The sequence below is a fragment of the Microbacterium aoyamense genome, from assembly GCF_023155855.1.
Lineage (GTDB): Bacteria > Actinomycetota > Actinomycetes > Actinomycetales > Microbacteriaceae > Microbacterium > Microbacterium aoyamense.
Window position 1 is genome coordinate 1141636 of the sequence record NZ_JAKNUT010000001.1, and the last position, 23996, is coordinate 1165631.

Annotated in this window: 14 protein-coding genes; 4 read left to right on the plus strand and 10 right to left on the minus strand. The window is 69.3% G+C overall.

Annotation, left to right across the window (positions count from 1 at the left end; genetic code table 11):
• Positions 1-10: 10 nt before the first annotated feature.
• The 3 genes from MA876_RS05895 to MA876_RS05905 are packed head-to-tail and all read right to left on the minus strand — an operon-like array spanning position 11 to position 11144.
• Positions 11-517: a Pycsar system effector family protein gene (locus MA876_RS05895; protein WP_248146875.1), complete on the minus strand. Its 507-nt coding sequence runs from the start codon at positions 515-517 to the stop codon at positions 11-13.
• Entirely contained in the window at positions 517-7377 is a 6861-nt protein-coding gene (locus MA876_RS05900) for a hypothetical protein (RefSeq protein ID WP_248146877.1), read from the minus strand. Before MA876_RS05900 ends, MA876_RS05895 begins: the two co-directional genes overlap by 1 nt.
• On the minus strand, positions 7377-11144 hold the full coding sequence (locus MA876_RS05905) for an AAA family ATPase (protein ID WP_248146879.1): 3768 nt from the start codon (positions 11142-11144) through the stop codon (positions 7377-7379). Before MA876_RS05905 ends, MA876_RS05900 begins: the two co-directional genes overlap by 1 nt.
• A 238-nt stretch (positions 11145-11382) precedes the next feature.
• On the opposite strand from MA876_RS05905, the gene rlmN reads away from it, so the two are divergent.
• A complete protein-coding gene (gene rlmN / locus MA876_RS05910) occupies positions 11383-12621 on the plus strand; it encodes a dual-specificity RNA methyltransferase RlmN (RefSeq protein WP_248146881.1) in 1239 nt (412 codons plus the stop codon).
• 3 nt (positions 12622-12624) lie between these two features.
• On the opposite strand, the gene MA876_RS05915 is transcribed toward rlmN, so the two are convergent.
• The 6 genes from MA876_RS05915 to MA876_RS19275 are packed head-to-tail and all read right to left on the minus strand — an operon-like array spanning position 12625 to position 19785.
• A complete protein-coding gene (locus MA876_RS05915) occupies positions 12625-14001 on the minus strand; it encodes an NAD-dependent succinate-semialdehyde dehydrogenase (protein WP_248146883.1) in 1377 nt (458 codons plus the stop codon).
• A gap of 4 nt (positions 14002-14005) precedes the next feature.
• Positions 14006-14908, minus strand: coding sequence for an N-acetylglucosamine kinase (locus tag MA876_RS05920; protein ID WP_248146884.1), 903 nt, complete (start codon positions 14906-14908; stop codon positions 14006-14008).
• A complete protein-coding gene (locus MA876_RS05925) occupies positions 14905-15927 on the minus strand; it encodes an SIS domain-containing protein (RefSeq protein ID WP_248146886.1) in 1023 nt (340 codons plus the stop codon). The genes MA876_RS05920 and MA876_RS05925 overlap by 4 nt, the downstream gene beginning before the upstream one ends.
• Positions 15924-17957: a primary-amine oxidase gene (locus MA876_RS05930; protein WP_248146887.1), complete on the minus strand. Its 2034-nt coding sequence runs from the start codon at positions 17955-17957 to the stop codon at positions 15924-15926. Before MA876_RS05930 ends, MA876_RS05925 begins: the two co-directional genes overlap by 4 nt.
• Positions 17958-17977: 20 nt before the next feature.
• Positions 17978-18751 carry a GntR family transcriptional regulator gene (locus tag MA876_RS05935; protein WP_248146888.1) on the minus strand — a complete coding sequence of 258 codons (774 nt, stop codon included), beginning with the start codon at positions 18749-18751 and terminating at the stop codon, positions 17978-17980.
• The gene (locus MA876_RS19275) at positions 18748-19785 is read right to left on the minus strand and encodes a Gfo/Idh/MocA family protein (protein WP_248146890.1); all 1038 of its coding nucleotides are present in this window, start codon (positions 19783-19785) and stop codon (positions 18748-18750) included. Before MA876_RS19275 ends, MA876_RS05935 begins: the two co-directional genes overlap by 4 nt.
• Before the next feature lie 199 nt (positions 19786-19984).
• Here MA876_RS19275 and MA876_RS05945 point away from each other — a divergent pair, with 199 nt between their 5' ends.
• The 3 genes from MA876_RS05945 (at position 19985) to MA876_RS05955 (ending at position 23174) form a co-directional block, all read left to right on the plus strand.
• The gene (locus MA876_RS05945) at positions 19985-21286 is read left to right on the plus strand and encodes an ABC transporter substrate-binding protein (protein ID WP_248146892.1); all 1302 of its coding nucleotides are present in this window, start codon (positions 19985-19987) and stop codon (positions 21284-21286) included.
• Between the two features lie 95 nt (positions 21287-21381).
• Positions 21382-22260: a carbohydrate ABC transporter permease gene (locus MA876_RS05950; RefSeq protein WP_248146894.1), complete on the plus strand. Its 879-nt coding sequence runs from the start codon at positions 21382-21384 to the stop codon at positions 22258-22260.
• Positions 22261-22268: 8 nt separating this feature from the next.
• Positions 22269-23174, plus strand: a complete 906-nt coding sequence (locus MA876_RS05955) for a carbohydrate ABC transporter permease (protein ID WP_248146896.1) — start codon at positions 22269-22271, stop codon at positions 23172-23174.
• 3 nt (positions 23175-23177) lie between these two features.
• Here the strand turns inward: MA876_RS05955 and MA876_RS05960 are convergent, their stop codons facing one another.
• Positions 23178-23957 (minus strand): GntR family transcriptional regulator, encoded by a 780-nt coding sequence (locus MA876_RS05960; protein WP_248146898.1) that lies wholly within the window; start codon positions 23955-23957, stop codon positions 23178-23180.
• Positions 23958-23996: the final 39 nt, after the last annotated feature.

Genomic DNA, 23996 nt, shown 5'->3' on the forward strand with positions numbered 1-23996 from the left:
TGCCGACGCATCAGGGGGAGAGGAAATGCGCCGCCGCGACGAGCACGATCCCCACCCCTGCCAGCACCATCGACCACCGGATGCAGCGGTATTTGCGCTGGACGACGGCAGACAGCACCAGGAGCTGCTGGTATGTGCGCTCCGGCGGCTGCAGCCCGCGCTCGGCGAGCGCCTGGGCGACCTCGGCGGGCGAGGTCATGCCCCGCACCTGACCCCAGTACGTGATCGCCCCGGGCCCCGGGCCCTTGCTCAGTCGCGGCCACACCGCGAGCGCGGCCGCGACCACCGACGCGCTCGCGGTGAGCGCGCCGACCAGCCACACGGTCAATCCGGCGGCCGGGAGCGCGAGCGGCGACCAGTCGCCCCCGATCGTCGCGCTCAGCACGATGCTGAAGGCGATCCCGAGGCTGCCGATGAGCAGCGATGCCTTCTGGTCCGCGCGGTCGATCTCGGTCGCGACCTCGTCGAGCATCTCGGCCGCGAGTGCGGCGGTGGGGTCCTCCTGTGCATCCGTCATCAGCGCACTCCGAAGGTGAAGGTGAACGACGTGCCGTCGGCGAGGGTGACACGGTACGTGTACTTCTTGCCGCCGGCGAGCGACGCGGATCCGATCGAGCCCACCCACAGACCCGTCGCCTTGACGTAGAGCGGTTTGACCGTCGGCAAGATGTAGAGGATCTCGTTGACCTTCGCCGTCGACGGCAGCGGCACCACCGAGACCTGGGTGATGCTCTTGACGAACCCGCTCGTGCCGATCGGCTTGCCCGTGCGGTCGCAGGCGGTGAACAGCAGCGGAACAGCCGACAGGCGCAGGAAGACGCTCGTGCCGTCGGCGTTGACGGGCGGCATCATGACACGGTCCTGACCGCGCTTGCACGTCGTCGCGGCGGGTGCGGTCACGGAGTAGTTCGCCGCCGCGGATGCCGGATTGCCGGCGACATCGATCGCCGAGCACGACACGGTGTACTCGCCGGGAGTGCTCGTCACGGGTGACGTGCACGTCGCCGAGCCGGGAGAGACGCCGGAGCCGGTGTCGGTGGCGTTGGCCGCTGCCGTGGCCGTCTGACCGACCTCCACGCGGTTCGGCGTGACGGTCGGCGCGAGGACCGGAGGAGTCTTGTCGACGAGCACCGCGGTCGTCGTGGTGCTCTCGCGGCCCAGCGCGTCGCGGACGGTGCCCGTGATGACCAGAGGCGTCGCACCCGTGTCGGCGGACACGGTCCGCGCGGGCGGACACGTCGTGACCTCGACACCCGACGTGCACGTGTACGCGATGGTGACGGCGGAGCGGCTCCACGTGCCCGACGCGTACGTGCCGAGCGCATTCGTCGCGACCGCCGTGATCGTCGGGGGGTCGGGCGTCTTCACGACGAGCACCGTCGCCCGCGCGTCGCCGCTGACGAGATCGCCGTCGCTCGCAGACGCTTCGACGGTGATGACGTCCTCCGCCTGCGCGTGCTCGGCGAGCACGAGCGTGTCGGACGTCGCACCCTCGATCCCGGCGCCGTTGCGCAGCCACCGATAGGTGATCACGACGTCATCCCCGTCCTCGTCGCTCGTCGTCGCATGGGCGGTCAACGTCGACGACAGATCGATGACTTCCGTGTCGGAGGTCACGGTCACCGTCGCCGTCGGCGCACGATTGGGTGGAGCGACATCGAGCACGAGCGTCTCGGCGTCGCACGCACCGCCGCGGCAGGCCGTCAGCGTCAGGACCTGCGATCCCGGTTCGGTCGCGACGACGTCGAGTGTCGCGCGGGTCGCGCCGTCTGCGCCGGGATTGACCGGGACGGCGCCCGTCGCGATGGCGGTGCCGTCGGCGCGCGTCACCGAGAAGGTCGCCGTCAAACGGTCGTCGACGTCGACGCCGGTGATGTCGACGGACCGCTGCAGGCGCTCGCCCGCCGTCAGCGGGGCATCCGGTCCCAGGTCGCCGATCACGGGCGCCTCAGCGCCCCACGAGTCGAGGTGGCCGCGGGCTGTGTCGACGCCGACGTTGCCCGCCGCATCGACGATCTGCAGGAACCAGCGGAACTCGCCGGCGATCGGAATGGCGGCGGACCAGGCGTCGGTGCCCTTCGTGAGGGGGTACGGCGTCCATTCGGTCGATCCCTTCTCCTGCACCAGAGCGAGGACGGCCGTGACGTCGCTCCCCGTCCCGTCCGGCCGCACGTCGAGGTACGCGGTCGCGCCGCGGCGCGTCACGTCGGTCGACGCGGCGAACGGCACGATGTCGTCGTCGCTCGCGGCATCCCCGTAGACCACGTCGATCGTGAGATCCGTGAACATCTCGTACGTTCCCGTGCCACCCACCCGGGCCTGCGCTCGCGCAGGGGTCACGACGAGCAGGTCCTGCACGCCGTCGGGCGTCTCCTGCGCGGTGACGTGCGCGAACGTCGAGGGGAATGCGATGTCGGATCGTGTCGCATCGTCCCGGTCGTCGACGCCGACGCTCAGGTCGGCGAGCGTCGGCGTGAGCTCGTCGGAGAACTGCGACGTGACATCGCGGATGATCGCCCCGCGCGCCTTCGTGCCTTCCGGCGCCGCATCGAGCCGGTAGGTCAGCTTCGGCAGGACGGGCTCGCCCGCCACGATCGCGAGGGCAACCTCATCACCGTCGGCGACGACATGACTCGTGCCGTCCTCGTCCGACCGGACGGTGAGCTCGGGGCGGAGGCGAAGGGAAGCGCCCAGCAGGTCGCCCTCGATGTCGCGCGTATCCTCGAGTCCGGCCGGCAGCTCAGGCAGCGGAGCGGACTTCGGCTCGCCGGTCTGCGCGAGCGTGTACATCGGCAGTCCGTAGTAGACGGCCTGCATGAGCACCTTCTCGTCGTAGCCGCCGTACACGCCGAGCTGAGCGAGGTAAGCCCGCTTCGCCTGCACGAGCGACTCGCCGGTCGTGAGGTCGCCCTCGTCCGCGGTGACTCCGAGCCAATCCGCGTAGAGACCGAGCAGCCGTTCGCTCAAGGCGGTCCGGGTGTCACTGGCCAGACCATAGCCCGTGTTGCCGACGAAGCCGGCCGCATCCGAGAACACGTCCACCCAGTCTCGGGCGTCGGGGCCGTAGTACGCCGCCGGCAGCTGCGATCCGGCGTGGCAGCCGATCGTGAACAGCAGTGAGCCCGCGATGGATGCCGTGTCCGTCACCGATTCCGCGGTGAACAGGTCGTCGGGCGTGAAGACGTTGTCGGCCGCGTTCGGGATGCCCGGGAGCAGCGCGCGCTCGCTGAAGTGCGCGTTGATCGACACGACCCCTGCCGCGGAATCGCCGGCCGGGAACAGTGCATCGGCCACGGCGCTCTTGTCCCACGACGTGCCGAGCGAGTCGTCCGTCGGGTTGCGCCACGCCAGGCCCTCCGTCACGAGATCCGGCAGCTCCGCCCATGCGCCGTAGCCGCCCGTGAGTGTCGAGTCCGCTTGGAGCACGCCGTCGCTCTGTGCGAAGCGCTCGATCGTCGAGAGGATCTGAGCGGGCTGCTCCGTCAGCCGCCCGAGGGCGACGGACGGCACGTAGAGGGTTCCTCCGACGGTGTCGTAGGCGGAAGCGAGACCGTACGGGTCATCGGTGAGGATGTGCCGGGTCGCCGCGGCCGCCTGGATCGGCGTCCCACAGGGATCGATCGCGCCGTCGGCGACGGACGGGGGGCATGCCGATCCGTCGGCCTGTGTCGTGCGCCGCAGCTCGGCGGCGTGGGACTGCTCGCTGTGCTGATCGATGTGCTCGGCGACCGGGGCCATCGGGACGATGTCATCGCCGCCCACCACGACGATCGACGTGATCTGCGAAGACCGTGCGCCGACGACGGCGGAGACGTGACGGTTGATCTGCTTCGTCAGCTCGGCGCGCGCCGACATCGAGCACGGGTCCGAATCGAGCGCGAGCCGCGCAGCACGCACGGACTCCGACGCATCGACCGATATCACCGCGCCGTGCACACCGTTGACTCCGTCCATCGTCGCGAGTGCGGCGCGAACATCCGCGGCGGACGCCGCGCCCCACGTGTCCCCGAAGCGCTGGGTGTCGACGAGGTAGAGCGTGTTCGTCTCGTCGGTCAGCCCGTCGTCTGCGCCGAGGACCCCTGGATCGGCGACCTGCGCAGGACTCCACGGCGCGCACCGTGGCCCGGCCGGCTCCTCGAGGTATTGGACGCGCAGCGCGTACAGAGCGGCACTCGGGTCGCCGTTGCCGCTCGTGACGCGCAGGAGCAGGTCCCCTTCGCCGGACTGCGAGACGTCGGTCTGGACCGAAGCGCTCCCCGTTCCGGACATCGACTCCTGATCGAGGAGCACGTGGCCTTCGACCTGCTGGACGGTGTCGGAGCCCGACGTGGCGGGATCGCCCGACAGCCCGGGCGCCTGCTCCGCCACCCCCGTCCCCGGCGCCGTACCTGCGGTCGGTGTTCCGAGGGAGGTTGTGCTGGTCTCGTCTCGGTAGAGCGCGAGAGCGAGCTGGCCGTCCGTCGCGTTCGTCGACACCACGAGACGCTCGTCCGCCCGCGGCGGGGTGACCAGGTACCAGTCCTCGTCCGCGGCCGGCCCTTCGGTCGGCTGCCCGTCATCGTCGAGTCCTCGGTACAGCGGCGAGATCCACTCGTAATAGATCATCCCTTCGGTCAGGCGCGTCGGGCCGTCGAGGTCCTCCACCCATTCGCCGTCCACGCGGTTGCGCCCGGCGACGTCGAGCCCGTCGAGCGGCATGCCGTAGAAGAGGGAATCCGACGCCGTCTTCTCGCCGACGCGGAGGGTGGCGGTCGAGGCGCCGTCTCCGGGCGTCGAGGTGATCGTGAATGTGGTGTCGACGTTCACGACCGTTCCGGATCGGACGTCGCCCAGCGGGAATCGCGCCTCGGAGCGGAACGTCGAGTACTCCGATCCGCGGACGAAGTCCGTGTCGCGCTTGTCGGACCGCGTCGGGCCCGACCCGTCACGATGGATCGGGTTGCTCGGGCTGGTGCCGGCCGGCATGAGGAGTTCGGCGACCGCCTGCGGGAAGTCGATCGACTCGCCGGGGGCGGCGTCGAACGTGTACCGGAACCGCACGAGGTGGTTGCAGGTCAGGTTGGCGCACTCCCAGGACGAGATCGATTCGGCCTGCGCAGCGTCGAGGGCGGTGGGAGAGATCTGCTCCCACGGATAGCTCGCTCGATCGAGGAGCGCTGCGAGCACGTCGCCGAGCACGATGGACGACGGGACGGCCGCTGCGAGGTCAGCGGCCGTGATGCCTGGCCTCGCGAGTCCCGCCGCGACCGCCGTGCCGACCGTCCCGGTCAACGGTCCGGTGAACAGAGCACCGGCATTCGAGAGCGCGGCGAGGTCGAGCTCGCCCAGGACCGTGCCGTCCAGCAGCAGATCGTCGAGGTCGAAGACGTCGAGGTTCGTCGCGGCGATCGGAAGGGATGCGAGAGGAACGCGCTCGACGCCCGTCTGCGAGATGTCGACGCCGGCATAGTCGAGTTCGGCGAGCTCGGTGTCGTCGACGACCGTGACGTCGACCCCCTGCGCGGCGACGACCGCCTGCCAGTCGGCGACCGGATCGTCGCTCGGGCCGATGCGCACCTCCGACAGGGGCGCGGCTCCGAGCACCAGTGCGCCGAGGGTGAGTGCGCCGATCCCGCTGGCCTCGAGATCGATGTCCTCGAGGGTGAGATCAAGGATGCGCTGCGCCGCGACACGCGCTTCAGGGGGCGCGGCGGCATCGGCGACCGTCGCTTCCGCCCAGTCCAGCACTTCGCCGAGCGTCAGAGTCAACGGGGAAGCGTTCTCGAACGGCGTTGCCACCAGCAGCTCGGCCCAGCCTCCCGGGATGTCGGTCTTGTGGATGGGGGTCTTGTGGATCGGGGCCTTGTGAATGGGGGTCTTGTGGATCGGGGTCTTGTGAATGGGAGTCTTGTGGATCGGGGTCTTGTGAATGGGGGTCTTGTGGATCGGAGCGTTCGCCAGCGCCGAGCCGTAGTCGCGGATCGTCGCCGACGAGATCTCGGCGGTGTCGAAGGACGTCATGAAGCTCGGCGGGTCGGTCAGTCCGATGACCGAGCTCACGGCGAGTCCCTCGTTGGTATGGCGATCGACCGCGTTCACCTCGGATGATGCCGCCGGCTCCGGGGCGTCGAGGTCCGCGGTGAAGGCGACGGTGCGCCCCGATGCGGAGACGCTGGGATCGCTCCCCTCGCCGATCTCGTCGACCTCAGCGGGAGCGTAGGTGTCGCACACGATGGTGTCGGTCGCCGATGCGGTCCAGGCTGCACGCCAGATCGGCGTCGCCAGTCGGACGACGGGCTTGTCAAGGGCGACGGGCTGAGCGGCGGTGCTCGGCTGCGTCGATGACCACGCGACCGTCGAACCGTCGGCCGAAAGGTCGATGTCCGTGATGGACCCGTTCGCCCAGTACTCCCCGGGAGCGACCATCACGCCGAAGAACAGCTCCTCGGTGAGGAAGCTCATCGCGGTGATCCCCCCGCTTCCGCACCCGGTTCCGCTCTCCGCGGCCACGACGACCGAGCCGGTCGCGTCGATCGCGCTCGCCGTCGTGTATCGGCCGAGGTTCTTCGTGGTGGAGAGATCGGAGACGCGGGCACGGGTCAGCCACCCACCCGCAGGACGACCGGGGATGGGATCGATGTACGTCGACCGGTACAGCAGGAATCGACCATTGCCGCTGATCGCCGTGTCGCCGTTGTCACCCTCCCGATCCGCCGTCGCCGATCGCAGCGAGACGGTCGTGTACGCGCCGTCGCCGTCGGCGTCCCGGTCGGCGACGATGACGTCCGACGAGCCGTCGGCGTCGCCCGCGACGAGGTTCGTCGCCCGGGACGTGAACACGATCCATTGCCCGTCGTCGCTGATGTCCGCGCCGAACGAGTCGCCGTCGGGTGTCACACCCGCGGGGGCGAGGAGCGTCGTGGTGCCCAGAAGCGTGTCCCGCACGTAGATGTTCGACGCCCCGCCGGCTGCTCCGGTCGGGACGAGATCCCCGGCGCGGCTCGTGAACGCGATGAATCGTCCGTCCGCGCTCGTCGTGGGTTCGAAGCTCGCGCCGTCGCCGGCGGTGTCGGCGCCATCCGCAACGCTGATGAGTTCGGGCGGTCCTGAGAACGGGTCGCTCGACCCTTCCACGGCGGAGGAGACGTACACATCGGTCACGCCGTTCGTGTCGAGAGGCGAGAGCGCCTCCGTCGACGTGAACGCGACGTGCTGGCCATCGGAGCTGAGGCTCGGCTCGTGCGATACGCCCTGATCCGCGCGCGACACGGAGAACGACTCCGGATCGTCGACCGCCGCAGCAGCAGGACCGGTCGTGGGAACGGCGACGAGGCCCGCGATGAGGAGGGCGGCGACGGCACCGAGGGCGAGGGGTGGACGGAGAGCGGAGGCGTTCATCAGGAGACCACTTCTTCGTGCGTCGGGTGGGCGATAGGGGATGGCGCGGTGGAGTCGAGGAGCGCGGGGATATCGGCCACCCCGAGCTCCTTGAGGATCGTCTCGGCTTCGGCGCGCAGGAGGGCGCCGGTCGAACCGGTCAGGCGCGCCGTCTGCGCGAGGCACAGCGCGCGCTCGAAGAGGGTGGAGCCCGCGGCATCCACCGCCTTCTTGCTCAACGTGAGGGCGAGGCCGTCATCGCCCTGGCTCTCGGCCAAGCGCGCCCGATGGCGCAGGAGTTGACTGCCGAGGATGCCCTCCTCGCCGACGGCCGGCTCGACGGCGGCGATCGCCCCGCGTGCGGCCTCGGTCTCTCCGAGGTCCAGGAGGGCTTCGATGCGCCGCACCCGGACGTCGAGCACCGACTCCGTCTCACCGAGCTCGTCGAACTGCCGTGCCGCGGCGTCGAAGGAGGCGATGGCGCCGCGCGGGTCGCCCTCGCGCAGGAGCGCCCTTCCCTGGAAGCCCTCGACGAATGCGACGAGATACGTGTCGGCCGCCGCATCGAAGACGCGGGCCGCGCGTCGCAGCAGCGGACGCGCGAGGTCGATCTTGCCCTGATCGATCAGGATCTCGGCGGTGTTCGCGGCGTCGATCGCCGCGCCCACCGTATGACCGGCGGCCTCTGACGCGTCCTGCGCGCGGGAGTAGAGGGATGCCGCGGCCGACCACGCCCCGCGGAAGTACGCGCGGATTCCGATGAGCGTCAGCACCTTCGAGGCGGAGATCGCATCTCCCAGCTCTTCGTAGAGATCGAGCGCCTTCTGCAGGTGCACCATCGCATCGTCGCCGTCGATCTCACTCGCGGCGATGTCGTGGTAGCGGTAGGCGTCCGCGAGCACGCCTTTCGCCTCAGCGCTGTCGGCGTGGCCTTCGAGCAGCTCGATGGCCTCGCGGCTGAGGTGGAGCAGGTCGCTCCACCTCGACTGACGCATGCGCATGGCTGCGTCGACGACGAGGATCCTCGCCTCGAGAGTGCGCCCGGATTCGCCTGCGGAACGCGCCGCACGCCGCGCCCGGCGCAGTACCGCCCCCGCTTCGACGGGCCTTCCGAGGTGATTGAGGCTGTGTGCGCGCTCGCAGTCGATGCGCGCCCGCACCAGCGGCGAGTCCGCGAGGCGTCGTGCTTCATCCAGGGCATCGATCGCCTCGACGGTGCGTCCGCATCGGTAGCAGGCGCTCGCGAGCAGCTCGCAGAGGTCTCTGAGCGCGGCGCGCGGCGCACGCGCCCGCCGCGTCGCCGCGACGGCGGCGCGATAGGACGCGACGGCGTCCTCCATCGCGTGCGCGCGCTCGGCCGCCTCAGCGTTGCGGCGCGCCGCATCGGCCGCCGCCAGCCAGTCGCCGTTCGCCTCGAAATGGACGGCCAGCATCGCGTCGGCGGCGCCGGCGGCCAGGGCGGGGTCCGCCGCGATCGCCTTCGCGGCGACCGCATGCAGCCGCCGTCGCTCTTGGAAGGCGAGCTGATCGTAGGCGACATCCCGGTACAGCTCGCTGCGGAACGCGATCGTGGATCCCGCGCCCGCGTCATCCAGCCGCAGGATCTCGCCGAGCGGGTCGGACTCGGTGAACTCCACCGCACCGACGCACTGCTCGAACAGGGCACGCGGCACCCGCAGGCCCAGGACCGCGGTCGCGCGCACGATATGCCGGTCGTGCTCGCTCAAGCCGTCGATGCGCTCGCCGATGAGCTCGTCGAGAGTCCGCGGTTCGTCGTCGTCGGCGCCGGTCGCGGCGAGCTCGACGAGGTACAGCGGGTTTCCTCCCGCTCTTTCCAGGATGCGCGCGAGGTCGGCGGGATGCGGCGACCGCCCCATCACGGACTCGACGAGCATCGTGGCGTCCTCGTCGCTCAGGGGACCGAGCCCGATCGTGTCCGCGTCCTCGCCGGCCACGTCGGACGTCGCGGCGCTCTCGCGGCGCAGGACCACGGCGCGCCCCCCGGGGCTCGGCAGCACGACGCCGACCGCGGCGGCCGACGCGGCGTCGATCCACTGCGCATCGTCGACGACGATGACGCTGTCGGGTGGCAGAGCGGCACCCAGCACTTCGCCCAGCACCGCGTGGGCGCGTTCCACGCGGTATGCGTCGTCGAGCGCGCGCACCGCGGGACTCTCCGCGCAGTCGGCGCCGATCATGTCGGCCAGGAGCCCCGCCCACGGAAGCAGATCCGGCGTGAGTGCGCGCAGACGATGCTCGAGCGTACGGCCGGCTTCGGCCGGTGAAGCTTCGGCCGGGATTCCGAGGAGCGGGCGCAGCAGACCGCGCAGCGCGCCGTACGCGGTGCCCGCCGCGAACCGGTCGCCGGTGATCCGCAGGACGGCCCGATCGGCGAAGACCTCGTCGATGAGTGACGTCTTGCCGATTCCTGCGGGACCCGTGACAGTCACGATCACGGATGGCGAGTCGGTGTCGCGTCGGATGGACAGCTGCGCGATCTGCTCGTCGCGGCCGACGAACGGGGACTCGGCCGGCGCACGCCTCATCCGTTCACCGACTGCAGCGACGGTGGCGATGGCGATCGGCTTGCTCTTGCCTTTGACCGTGATCTCGCGCGCGTCCTCGGCCGTCACCTGCACGCGCGCCCGCGCAGCGACCTCGCGCGTCACCACGACGGTTCCCTCGGGCGCGTGGGAGGTCAGTCTGGCGGCGAGGTTCGTCGTATCGCCCATGGTGGTGTACGTCTGACGGAAGGGGGCCCCGACGAAGCCCGCGAAGACGCGTCCGGCCGCCGCCCCTGCCTTGATGTCGAACCGCGTGTCCGTCGCGACGATCCGATGCAGCGCCGTCACGAGGCTCCCCTCGGGATCCTCGACGGCACGAGGGGCGCCGGCCGTGAGGAAGTACCGGAAACCCCCGCGGCCGGGGTCGATGTCGAGAAGCGTCGTGCCTGTCGCCTCGACTGCCGCCTCGACGGCTGCCGTGAGCGCGTCGATCTCGTCGAGAACGGCCTCGTCGACGGCATCCGGGAGTCCCGTGACGGCGACGAATCCGACTGCTGCCCATCGGTGATCGGGCTCGGCGGCCAGCAGATCGGGCCGCTCGGCGAAAGGGCGCGGCAGGAAAGCGTCGGCGTTCGCCCGCTCGACCCCGTGGAGCGCCATGAGCGACTCGGCCGGGACCGCGCCGCCCGAGACGAGCCGCATCGCGGAACCGACGGCCGGGTGGTCGACGTACTGCTTCGGCGAGAGCGCTGAAGCCGTCGTCGCGTCCACGAGGATCTGCCCGCTCCCCGCCGCTGCCTGCAGTTCGAGCACGCGCGTCGTGTCAGCCCCGATGACGATCGCGCTGCGCGTACGCGAGCCCGTCAGCACGACCTCGAATCGGCCGGACCGGATGCCGACCGACATCCGCAGCCGTGCAGCGGCCGTGCGCAGCCGGATGTCTCCGATCGCGGCGAGCACGCGCTGCATGACCCACGCGGAGTGCGCCGCGCGGCGCTCGTGCTCGGCGCCTGTGTAGAGCACGAGCAGTGCGTCGCCGGCGAACTTGAGCACGTCCCCGCCGTCGTCCGTCGCCGAGAGCAGCACGGTGAACACCCGCGACAGCGTCGCGATGAGCTCCTCTGTGCCCTGCTTGCCGGCCGAAGCGAGCCGTTCGGAGAGGACCGTGAATCCCGAGATGTCCACCAGGACGCACGTGCCCTCGATCGGCACGTGCCGTGTGCCTGGCGGAGTCCCGAGCAGGAGCCGCGGAACGAGGGTGGAGGCGGAGATCCCCGCACTCACGGGCGGGGCCTTCGCGGAGCATGCGCTGTGAGCATCGCGGGGGAGCTGCGCGCAACGCCTGCGCTCATGCGACCTCCCCAGTCGCCTCCCATCGGAGCCGCGGGTTCGGGGGACTGCGCGCGGCGGCTCGCGGCGGATGCTCTGCGAGAAATATCGCAGAAAACAAGGGCTTGCGCCATCCATCCGTCCGCATGTAGTGCGCCAGCGTTCGCGCAGGTGCGTCCCTTACCCTGGGAGCATGACGACCGAACCGGAACAGACGCGCGTGCGCCAGGTGCGCCCGAAGACCGAGGGATGGTCGCAGAAGAAGGATGACGCGGGCCGCCCGCTCCTGCAGTTCGCCTCACCCAAGCGCGGGAAGCCCCCTGTGCACATGGCAGACCTCACACCCGAGCAGCGCGTGGAGAAGGTCAAGGAGCTCGGGCTTCCGGGCTTCCGGGCGAAGCAGCTCGAGAAGCACTACTTCACGCACTGGACGCACGACCCCGCCGACATGACCGACCTGCCGGCCGAGGGTCGCGACGAGTTCGTGCACGGGATGCTGCCGCCGCTCCTCACCGAGGTCCGACGCCTCGAGACCGACCGCGGCGACACGATCAAGTTCCTGTGGAAGCTGCACGACGGTGCGCTCGTGGAGTCCGTGCTCATGAGGTACCCCGGCCGCATCACGCTGTGCGTCTCGTCGCAGGCCGGATGCGGGATGAACTGCCCGTTCTGCGCGACAGGCCAGGCCGGACTCACCCGGAACATGTCGTCCGCCGAGATCGTCGAGCAGGTCGTGCGCGCCAACCGCCTCATCGCCGACGGTGGCCTCGGCGGCAAGAAGAAGGACGACCACTCGGCTGAACGGGTGTCGAACATCGTCTTCATGGGCATGGGCGAGCCGCTCGCCAACTACGCCCGTGTCATGCAGGCCGTGCGCGTCATGACCGACAAGACGCACGGCCTCGGCATGAGTGCGCGCGGCATCACGGTCTCGACCGTGGGTCTCGCGCCGGCGATCACGAAACTCTCGAACGAGGACATCCCGGTCACGTTCGCGCTGTCGCTGCACGCACCCGACGACGAGCTGCGCGACGAGCTCATCCCGGTGAACTCGCGGTGGAAGGTCGATGAGGTGCTCGATGCCGCACGTGCCTACTTCGACAAGACCAAGCGCCGCGTGTCGATCGAGTACGCGCTCATCAAGGACATGAACGATCACGGCTGGCGTGCCGACCTGCTCGGCGACAAGCTCAACGAGCGCGGTCGCGGTTGGGTACACGTGAACCCCATCCCGCTCAACCCGACGCCGGGCTCGATCTGGACGGCGTCCGAGGTGTCGGTGCAGAACGAGTTCGTCCGCCGTCTCGAGGCCAAGGGCATCCCCACGACGCTCCGCGACACGCGCGGCAAAGAGATCGACGGCGCGTGCGGTCAGCTCGTGGCGACGGAAGAGGACGAGGCGGTCGCCGCGGTCACGCCGCTCGAGGTCTGACCGTCAGGCCTGCCAGAGCGTCTTGACGTTCACGAACTCGCGGATGCCGTTGCCGGCGAGTTCGCGGCCGTAGCCGGAGTCCTTCACCCCGCCGAAGGGCATCCCGAAGAACGACGCCGAGTTGCCGTTGGCGAACACCGCTCCGAACTGCAGGGAATCCTGCAGTGCGTCGATCTCGGCCTGGTCGCCGGTCCAGACCGATGCAGCCAGGCCGAACTCGGAGTCGTTCGCGAGATCCACGGCTTCCTCGAGCGACTCGACCCGGTAGACGCAGGCCACGGGACCGAAGCACTCCTCGCGGTAGATGCGCATGTCCGGTGTCACGCCGGTGAGCACCGTGGCGGGATAGAACCACCCTGGCCCGGCGGGCAGATCCCCGCCCGTGTGGACCGTCACGCCGTGCGCCTTCGCGTCCTCGACGAGCTCGTGGGCCTCCGCACGCACCTGCTCGGTCGCCATGGGCCCGAAGCCGGTGCCGTCTGCGAACGGGTCGCCGGGGAGCGTCGAGCGCATCTTCTCGAGGAAGAGCGGGAACCATTCGTCGTAGACGTCGGTGTGCACGTAGAAGCGCTTGGCGCAGATGCAGGACTGGCCGGAGTTCTGCGTGCGCGAGTTCGCGCCGAACTCCGCGGCGCGGGCGACATCCGCCGACGGCATGACGATGAAGGCGTCCGTGCCGCCGAGCTCCAGCACGCTCTTCTTGATGTTGCGGCCGGCGGCCTCGGCGACGGCGGACCCGGCGCCCACGGACCCGGTGAGTGTCACGGCGGCGATGCGGCGGTCGTCGATGAGTCGGGATGCTGCGGCCCCCTCGATCAGCAGCGTCTGGAATGCGCCCGTGGGAAAGCCCGCGCGCTCGAACAGCTCGCCCAGGTACAGCGCGACCTGCGGCACGGACGAGGCGTGCTTGAGCAGACCGGTGTTGCCGGCCATGAGTGCGGGGGCGGCGAAGCGGATCACCTGCCAGAAGGGGTAGTTCCACGGCATGACCGCCAGGACCGTTCCCAGCGGCTGGTGCACGACGCGCGCGCGGGAGGCGCCGACGGTCGAAGGCTCCACCGGGGTCTCGTCGGCGAGATAGCGCTCGGCGTTGTCGGCGTAGTGGCGCATGCCGTTGGCAGACTTGCCGATCTCGTACTTCGCGGTCGCGATGGTCTTGCCCATCTCGGTCGCGGCGAGGGCGGCGAGCCGATCGAGGTCTGCGTCCATCAGGTCGGCGGCGCGATGCATCCACCCCGCCCGCTCTGCGAATGTCGTCGAGCGCATGGTCGCGTTCGCGGCTGAGGCACGAGACAGGATCAGCTCGATCTGGTCCGGGGTGTGCGGGGCGAACTCGCGTTCGACGATCCCGGTCGTGGGGTTGAGGGTCGCGATGGCCATGGGACTACTCCTTCGTGTCGGCCGTGATGAGAGTGCGTGCGAGCGCGAGCGCCCCGACGACCGGGGGTCGCGTGAGCAGGTGGACGGCGAAGTCGGGATGCCGCTCAGCGACGCCCGCGCGCACGGCATCGAACAGTCGCGGCTGGTGCGAGATGACGCCGCCCGCGCACACCACGTCGGTGCCCACGGCTCCCCGTCGGACGAGCTGGTCGACGAGTCGGACGAGATGTTCCCCGCCCGCGTCGATGACCCTCGCCGCGAGCGTCGATCCGGCGTCAGCGGCGGCGAAGACAGCCCGCGCGGCAGGAGCCCAGTTGGCCATCGTCGGCTCGTCGTTCACCCGTCGGGCGAGCCTCTCGGGAGAGTCCACGTCGAACGCGCCCTGCAGGGCGCCCAGCAGACCGTCGTCGGGGGTGCCGTCATCGTGTGCGAGGAGGGCCGCCTTCGTCGCTTCGCGAACGAGTCCGGCGGCGCCCGCGTCGTCGCCGAGGACCCAGCCCCAACCGCCCGTGATCAGCGCATCGCCATGCGCATCGGCTCCCACGCCGATGGCACCCGTTCCCGCGATGAGTCCGATGCCCTGCGCGAACCCAGCGGCGGGCACGAGGAGTGCCGCATCGTTGACGCAGACGGCCCGCAGGCCGGCGTCGCTCAGCGCGCGCGTGAAGGAGCGGACTGTCTCCGGGCTGTCGAGCCCCTGAGCGCCGATCCCGAGGGCGACGATGTCGCCGTCGGGCGGCAGTGCCCGTGCGAGCAGTGCCTGCACCCACGCGACGCCGGACTCGATCGGCTCGGCATCCCATCCGTGCGCCGGATGGACCACATCGACGACGACGTCGCCGGTCGTCGTCGTGGCCAGGACCGCGGACTTGCTGCCGCCGAGGTCGAGACCGACGAGGAGCCTCATCGCGATTCCTCCGCCGATCCGACCTTCGTGTCGTCGTGGAAGAAGACGAACTCCTCGATATCGATCGACCGCGCGTGCGCGACGGCCTCGACCAGGGACTGCATCGCGACGGCCTCGAGCACCGCTCGTGGACCGGGGGGCGCTTTCGGGAGGCGGATGACGACGATCCCCTCGAGTTCGCCGACGTCGTCTCCCGTCACCAGGATCACGCGATTGCCGGCCTCGCGGAGCATGCGAGCGACGTCGACCTCGCGGTCGGAGCCGAACAGCACGTGCACCCCGGTCGCACTCGCCGACTCCATGGACCCGTGGAGGTAGGTCCGCGTACTGAGGGACGAGGAGGGGATGCGGGCGACCTCGCGGAACAGGAGGGCACCGGCCTCGGCAGATCCCACGGACGGTCCCGATCCGACGAAGTCCGCCCACAGTGCGTCGTCGAAGCTCGCTGCGAGCTCCTCGGCGCGGGCGCCGAGCGTGGCATCCAGCCGCTCCACCTGCTCGGGAAGCGCCCGCCACGCCGGATCGACCGCCCCGCCGTCCCACGCGTCGGCGATCATGCCGAGCGCGACGACGGTCGCCGTGAATCCGATCGTCGAGGCGTAGGAGTCCGGGATGCTGCCGAGCCCCAGCGTCCGCGCCGCCGCCTCCGACACGGGCGACGGCACGGAGTTGACGACCGCGAACCGCAGATCGCGGGCGACGGAGTCGAGGGCCGCGAGGGTCTCGGTGCTGCGGCCGCTCTGCGAGATGCCGATGACGGGATGCGCAGAATGCGGGAGCGGGAGCGGGAAGTCGCCGGCGCTCAGGCGCCACGCGTCGATCCCTCGCTTGCGCAGGGACCAGACCGGTGCGCATGCGGCGGCGAGACTCGCCCCGATGCCTACGAACAGCGGACCGGGCCCAGTGAGCGCACCCCCTCCGCGCCACTCCTCGACAAGGGATGCGATGCGATCGGCTGCGACGCTGAGTTGGTCTGCCTGGGTCGAACGAGCCGCCGCGTAGGGGATGTAGCCGATCATGCGGAGTGCCCCGCGTCCTCTTCGTGACCGTGGTGGTGATGGTGGGCATCCGCAGGGGTCATGTCGTCGTGCCCTGCGTGATGGTGCCCGGGAGCGCAGTGATCGCTCGTCGACGCCGGGATGTCGGCGACCGGCACGCGGCCGAAGAAGTCATGCGGCTTGAGCGTGAATCCGCACGTGTCGACCGGCATGATCGGCCAGTCCTCGAGACGGGGGAAGTGCGTGAGCCCGAAGGTGTGCCAGACGACGATGTCGGTCGTGTCGACCGGCCGATCAGCGGCCGTCCACGCCGGAAGACCGGCACCGCCCGGGTGCATGTTGACGAAGTCGCCCGCCGGATACAGCTCGGCAGGCTCGTACGCGGTCACCCACAGGTGCTTCGTCGCGAACGTCGCGCGGCGCGCGATGTCGCTCGACGGATCGGCGAGCAGGGGAGGCTTGCCCTCGGGGAAGAGCGCCCACCCGACCTCGCCCCCGAGGCGGTTGCGCACCGTGGGGTTGACGATGCGCCATACCCGGTTGACCGCGTTGTCGGCGACCCGCTGTGCGTCGCTCTCGCGTTCGAGCCGCGTCACGAGCTGCGTGAAGCCCGTGCCCGTCGGGTTATCGGGGCCCACGGGCACGAGTGCAGCCTCGAGTTCGTCCACCGCGTTGTCGAGACCGTCGATCATCGTGTCGAGCCGCGCGCTGAAGAGGTGCTGGTGGTGCGGCGCGCCCAATCCGGGAGCGAGCTGCGTCGCGAACTGGTAGCCCTCGCCGGGGTAGGCCGAGGTGAAGACGACTCCGGTCGCCTTCACCTCGAACTGGATCGCACCGTCGAGGCCGAAGTACCAGTAGAACCCGTAGTCGTAGTTGCCGACGGTGACGAAGAAGCTCACGACGAGCCGGCGGTTCCGCCGCGACTCGGACGACCCGTTCCAGTTGTCGGTGTGCTTCCAGAGGATCCCGGCGTCCTCTTCGTGAATGCAGATCGCCTGCGGGATGACGTGGACAGTCCCGTCGTTCGCGGCAACCGTGGCGTCGAGGTAGGTGATGTCTCCTACGCAGTCGCACCCGAGTTCGAGCGAGTTCGCGAAGCCGCCGAGCAGGTACTCGCCGCAGTCGAAGAAGTTCTGGAACCACCGCTGCGGGCTGGGGTCCCCATAGGGCACGACCATCTCGGCGATCGAAGCGCGGTAGAGCACGGGTCGCATGACGGGGATGCCGTCGCCCGCCGTGTAGTCGCCGATCGCGACGTTGTGGAAGATGAGGCCCTCGCGCTGGTCGAAGCCGACCTGCATGCGCCATCCGGCCCACTCGAGCACGCCTTCATCGTCGATCGTGAAGCTCGGGCCCGCGGGCTGGGTGATCTCGATGGCTTTCAGGCCTTCACGGTCCGGCCCGCGCCACGACTCGAGGTGGAACGACGCGGCCTCCATCGGCACGGGGTAGTCGACGTGGTCGACGACATCCAGCACCTCTCCCGTCACCACGTCGACCATCGCGACGATCCCGTCCACGGGGTGCGCCCAGCCCAGGTCGTCGGCGCCCGTCGAGACGAACGTGAAGCAGCGCTGCACGCGGTGCCCGGACTCGTCTCCCGCGAGCACGCCCGCCGAGAGGGGGTTCACGATGAGCTGCGCGAGGTCGGTGAGGCCCCGCTTCGCCATCGCGGCGACCCATCGCTCGTCCTGCTTGACGACCTCGTCGACGTAGCCGAACTCCTTGATCACGACGGGCACGGCGCCGTCGACGGAGGGGTCGAGCACGCGGTGCGACACGATGGCGCCGGCTTCCGGATCGACCACGACGTCCGCAGAGACCCCGCTCGCCATGTCGATGAGGAACGACCGCACGAGTCGGGGTGTAGCGCGGCCGGCGAGCAGTTCCCGCTTGTCGGGCTCGACGAGCCCGACATACGAGTAGTGCGTGTCGGCTGCGGCGATGCCAGCGGCTTCGAGGGTCGAGCGGTTGGCGACGATCTCGTCGGCGGTGAGCGACCGCAGAACGCGGGCGGTCTCGGTCGATAGGGCAGTGGTGGTCGTGCTCACGGGATTCTCCTGCGTCGGGGTCAATGGGCGCTCGTGCGGGCGAACACGGTGCGCAGCCGGTATCGCTCCCCGGCGTAGTGGATCTCGCTCGCGAGCACGGGTCGGCCGTCCGCGGCGCGGGCGAGTTCCTTCATCACGAGCACGGCGCTGCCGGGTTCGATGGACAGCTCCACGGCGAGCTCGGGTTCGGCCGCTCGCGCCTCGAGGGTCGTCTCGGCGTAGGCGGGGGCGGAACCGGCGGCCGAGAGGACGGCGTACATGGATCCGTGGGCGAAGTCGACCGACTCGATCTGCGGTACGAGCGCCACGGGCACGCGTGAGCAGTCGCGCAGGACGGGGATGCCTCCGAGGGACCGGATCCGGTCGAGATGCAGCAGCGGCATGCCCGCGACGACCTGCAGCTGCTCGGCCTCATCCAGAGTCGCCGGCGCGATCTGCGAGCGAGTGACTCGCGAGGATGCCTCGAGGCCCAGACGTGCCGCCGTCTCGGTGAAGGACTCCAGGCTGTTCGGCCACTCGGCGCGCGCGTCGCTCGGCGGCTGCTCGGGTTCGACGCCCACGAACCAGCCGCGTCCGCGGCGAGCCGAGATGAGGCCGTGGCGTTCGAGATCGTTGAGCGCACGACGCAGGGTCACTCGGCTGACGTCGAGATCGATGCAGAGCTCGCGCTCGCTCGGCAGGCGCGTGCCGTGTGGCCAGGTCCCGTCGCCGATCCGGCGCTCGACGGCGTGCGCGGCACGCTGCCAGACCGGTTCGGCGCGCGCCGACGTGAGGGCGGGGGAGGGAGCGTTCACGACGGGTAGTCCACGCTCTCCCACGTGCCGGTGCGCATCGACCGGTAGCAGGCGTCGAGGATCGTGTTGACGATGAGTCCGTCCTCGAACGTCTCGCTGGGTGCCGTGCCGGCGGCGAAATGATCGATGAAGTGGCGCATCTGCTGCGAGAACCCGTACGCGCGGGTCTCTTCGGGCACGGGGTACACCCACCCGGTCTCGGCGTCCGACTTCTCGACGAGGTAGCCCACGGGCTTCTCGATGAAGCCCCAGACGGGTGTGACGGACGTGTCGGTGACCAGGCGCCCCGCTGTGCCGACGAGCTCGTGGCGCAGCTGCATCCCGCCCTTCTCGACCCACGAGGATTCGATCGTCGCCAGCTGCCCGCCCGCGAACTTCACGAGGGCGACGGCGTTGTCCTCGCCCGTGGTCTTGTCGGTGTGCACCATGGTGGCGCCCCATGCGAAGACCTCGGTCACGGGGTTGTCCTTGCCGAAGAAGTGGCGGGCCGACTCGACCGTGTGGCAGCCCATGTCGAGGAGGGCGCCGCCGCCGGCGGTCTCGGCGTCCCAGAAATGCGGAGCGTGAGGACCGGAATGCGCCTCTCGTGCGCGCATCGTGAGGAGTTCGCCGATGCCACCGGCCTCGACCATCTCGTACGCCTTCTGGATATTTGGCGAGAAGACGCTGCTCTCCGCGTAGCCGTGCCAGACCCCCGCGGCGGTCACGATGTCCAGGATCTCCGCGGCTTCGGCAGCGGTCCGCGCGAGCGGTTTCGTGCAGATGACGCCCTTTCCCGCAGCGGCGACGATGCGCACCGCTTCGAGGTGCACTTCGTTGGGGAGTGCGATGACCACGACGTCGACATCGGGGGATGCCGCGAGTGCCTCCATCGAGTCGTACGCGGCGGGGCTCGCCCAGCGCTCCGCGAACGCTCGCGCTCGCTCGATGTCACGGGAGTAGTTCGCGGTCAGCACGGCGCTGCGCACGTCGAGCAGCGAGTCGGCGTAGGAGTCGGAGATGAAGCCCGACCCGAGGATGCCCACTTTGATCACGGAGGGTCCTTCCTGCGGTAGTGATCCAGATAATACCTCTTAGACCGAATTCTGCTACCACCAACCGTCGGAGCGCAATATCCGGGAAATCTGTGCATACCTCTTGCTACCTCTTGCATGCCTGTATATGCTCGCCACTCAAGACAGCGCTCGCTGTCCCCCCGCGAGCACCCGAGCTCGTCCTGAGAGAAGGAATCACATGCGAGTGACATCACAGCAGCGCTCGAGGGTCGTTCCGGCCCTCGGTGTCGCCGTCGTCGCGATCGTCGGCCTTGGATTGGCCGGCTGCGCGGGCGGCAGCGACGGCGGCGCCGACGGCGACCAGACGACGATCACGCTCGCCACGTGGCGCACGGAGGACACGACTCTGTGGGAGACCGAGGTGATCCCGGTCTTCGAGGCGGAGCATCCCGACATCAAGGTCGTCTACCAGCCGACCGACACGAACGACTACAACGCGACGATCCAGGCGTCCGTCGATGGCGGAACGGCGGCCGACCTCATCATGTGCCGGCCGTTCGACGTCAACCGCGCATGGATCGCCGACGGCTACTTCGACGATCTGTCGGGTCTGGACGCCGTCGGCACCTTCAGCGATACGGCCCTCGCCGCGTGGACGGACGACGCCGGCACCCCGTACTGCGTGCCGACCGCCTCGGTGCTCGCAGGCTTCTACTACAACAAGGCCATCTTCGAAGAGCTCGGCCTCGAGATCCCCACGACGATGGAGGAGTTCTACGGCGTGCTGGATGCCGTGAAGGAGAACGGGACGTACGCTCCCATCGCACTCGGCTCGGCCGACGGATGGCAGCTCGCCTACAACGTGCTCTACAGCCTCGGCCCGAACTACTGGAAGGGCGAGGACGGGCGTCTCGGGCTCATCGACGGCACCCAGAAGCTGACCGATCCCGACTTCGTCGACGCCTTCCAGGCCACGGCCGACCTCATCCCGTACCTGCCCGAGGGCTACCAGTCGCTCAGCTACGAGGACATGATGCAGCTGTTCACGCTCGGCCAGGCGGCGATCCTCCCGGATGGATCGTGGGACATCACCGCCGCCACCTCGACGGGCCTCGATGTCGGCGTCTTCGCCGCGCCGGTCGTCAATGAAGGAGACCAGCGGTATCAGCAGGAGATGCCCGACATGGCCATCGGACTGAGCGCGAGCTCGAAGAACAAGGAGGCGGCCGCCGAGTTCCTGGAGTGGCTCGGCACCCCCGAGTTCCAGCAGCTCTACGTCAACAAGCTTCCCGGCTTCTTCTCGATGGGCACCGAACCCGTCACCTATGACAACAAGCTCGCGCAGGAGTTCGCGGATCTCAAGATCGACGCGCTCCTCACGCCCAGGCTCGCGCTCGATCGCCTGAGCGCCGGCCAGCCGCCTCTCGACGACGACATCTGGGCAGTGCTCCAGACGATGTTCAACGACGGGGTGACAGCCGAGGAGGCCACGACGACCCTCCAGACGAATCTCGACAGCTGGTACGTCCCGGCGGAATAGAGCAAAGCCATGCTGTACTCGAGCGGACCTCGCCGTGCGTGCGGTGAGGTCCGCTCGGGCGCCCCCCTCCCGCCCCGACCGAAAGTCACCGCCGCATGATCCGCACCGGTACCCGATATCGACTGCTCGCCCTGTTCGTCGTGCCCGCGCTCGCCGTCTACGTGCTGTTCTCGGTCTATCCGCTGCTGAGCTCAGTCGGACTGAGCTTCTTCGACTCGGACTCGGGAAGCTTCGCGGGTCTTGCGAACTACGACCGCCTCTTCACCGATCCGTACATCTCGGAGCGGTTCTGGAACGCCCTGCGCAACAGCGTCGAGTTCTTCCTGATCCACCTGATCGTCGAACTGCCGATCGGCCTGCTGATGGCGGCGCTGCTCACCTCCAACGCCATCCGACGCTCGCGCGGGGTCTATCGCACGCTGCTGTTCATTCCGGCCACGCTGTCGGTCGTCATCGTCGGGTTCGTCTGGCGACTGATCATCAGCCCGCTGTGGGGGCTCGTCTCGTTCCCGCTGCTCGGCAACTCGCTGACGGCGCTGCCGACGATCTCGCTCATGTCCGTCTGGCAATACGTGGGGATCCCGATGATCTTTCTCTACACGGCGCTCATCGCGATCCCGGATGACATCGTGGAGGCGGCGCGGATCGACGGCACGTCCTCGTGGGCGCTGTTCTGGCGGATCAAATTCCCCCTCATCGCCCCCCAGTTCGGCCTCATCGTGATCCTGACGTACATCTGGACGTTCAACGGATTCGACATCGTCTACGCGCTCAACGGCTCCGCCCCGGGTCCCAACTACTCGACCGACATCCTCGGCACCATGTTCTATCGGACGTTCTTCGGATCGAGCGGGCAGGTCGCCGATCCGGATCTCGGGGCGACGATCGCCTCGGTGGTCTTCTTCATCATCCTCGTGACGACGGCGGCGTACTTCGTCGTCCTCCAGCGCCGCATCAAGACCTACGAACTCTAGGAACGATCGTGACCATCACCGCTGAACGAGCCTCACGGACCCGCCCGGAGCAACCGCCGACGGACCGGCCGCGCCGACGCCGAGCGCAGAGGGGCGACGCGCTCACCTCCACCGTCGTCCACGCGCTGCTCATCGTCTTCGCGTTCTTCGCCATCGCCCCGGTCCTGGTCATCGTCATGAACTCCTTCAAGACGACGCAGGGCATCTTCGGATCGCCGTTCACCCTGCCCGACGCGGAAAGCTTCAGCGTGCAGGGATGGATCAACGTCGTCTCGCGCGGAAACTTCGGCGTCAACTACGCCAACAGCATCATCGTGACGGTTGCGACGATCGTCCTGACCATCGTGCTCGGTACGTTCGCGGCATGGGCGCTCGTCGAATACAACGTGCGCATCAGCGCAGTGCTGACAGGGTTCTTCATCGTCGGGATCATGCTGCCGATCCGCCTGGGCACGGTGCCGCTCCTGCAGACCATGGTCGCGTGGGGCCTCAACGACACCCTGATCTCGCTCGTCCTGGTGTACACCGCGATGCAGCTCCCGCTCGCGATCGCCCTCATGATGAGCTACTTCCGCTCGGTTCCGACCGAGCTCAAGGAGGCCGCCCGGATGGACGGTGCGAACGAGTTCCGCGTCCTGGGCATCGCTCTGCCGCTCGTGCGACCGGGCCTCGCGGCAGTCGCTTCGATCACGATGCTGCCGGTGTGGAACGATCTGTGGTTCCCGCTCATCCTCGCGCCCAGCAAGCCCAACCAGACGGTGACGCTCGGAGTCCAGCAGTTCGTCGGACAGTTCCAGACGGACTACCCCGCGCTGCTGGCCGCGCTCACGCTCGGGGCGGTGCCGCTGATCATCCTCTTCACGGTCTTCTCGCGGCAGTTCGTGCAGGGCCTCTCGGCCGGCTACGGCAAGTAGACGTCAGCGGGCCGCTCGCGTGAACTGCGTCCGCAGACGGTAGCGGTCGCCGCTGTATCGGATCGTCGACTCGAGCACGGGATGGGATTCGGCATCGGTGACCAGCTGGCTCATCACGAGCATCGGGTGACCCGCTTCGACCCCCAGGTGCGCGGCGATGCGCTCGTCGACCGCCTTCGCCTCGATCGTGGTCTCGGCGCGATGCAGATCGACGCCCTCAGCCTCGAGGAGCCGGTAGATGGACCCCTCACTGAGATCGGCCGACTCCACGGCGGGAGCGAGCGCGAGCGAGAAGCGCGTCTCGTCGACGGCGATCGGCACCCCGTCCAGACGACGGATGCGCTCCAGGACGAACAGCGGAGTGCCCGGCGCCACGGAGAGCCGTTCGGACTCGTCGAGCGTGGCCCGCACGGTGTCGGCGCGCAGGACGATCGACGTCGCCGGGAGCCCCATCCGCTCGGCCGTCTCGGTGAACGACTCGAGGCTGTTGGGCCAGTCCTTCTGCGGCGCGGACGCCGACGTCGCGCGATCGGCCGATACGTACCAGCCCCTTCCGTGAGAAGGACTCAGCAGGCCTCGCTCGACGAGGTGCCCGAGAGCCTTGCGCAGCGTGACGCGTGAGATGTCGAGCTGCTGACAGAGTTCGCGCTCGGGCGGCAGTCGTGCGCCCGCGCGCAGCGCCCCCGAGGATATCTCGCCCTCGATGAGGGCAGCAGCCTGCACCCACAGCGGCTCGGGGTAGTCCGGCCGGATCTGAGGGCCGGTCGCCAGCGCATCCACCACGCGGTACCTCCCTGCCATGCGAGCTCAACCCTGTATACC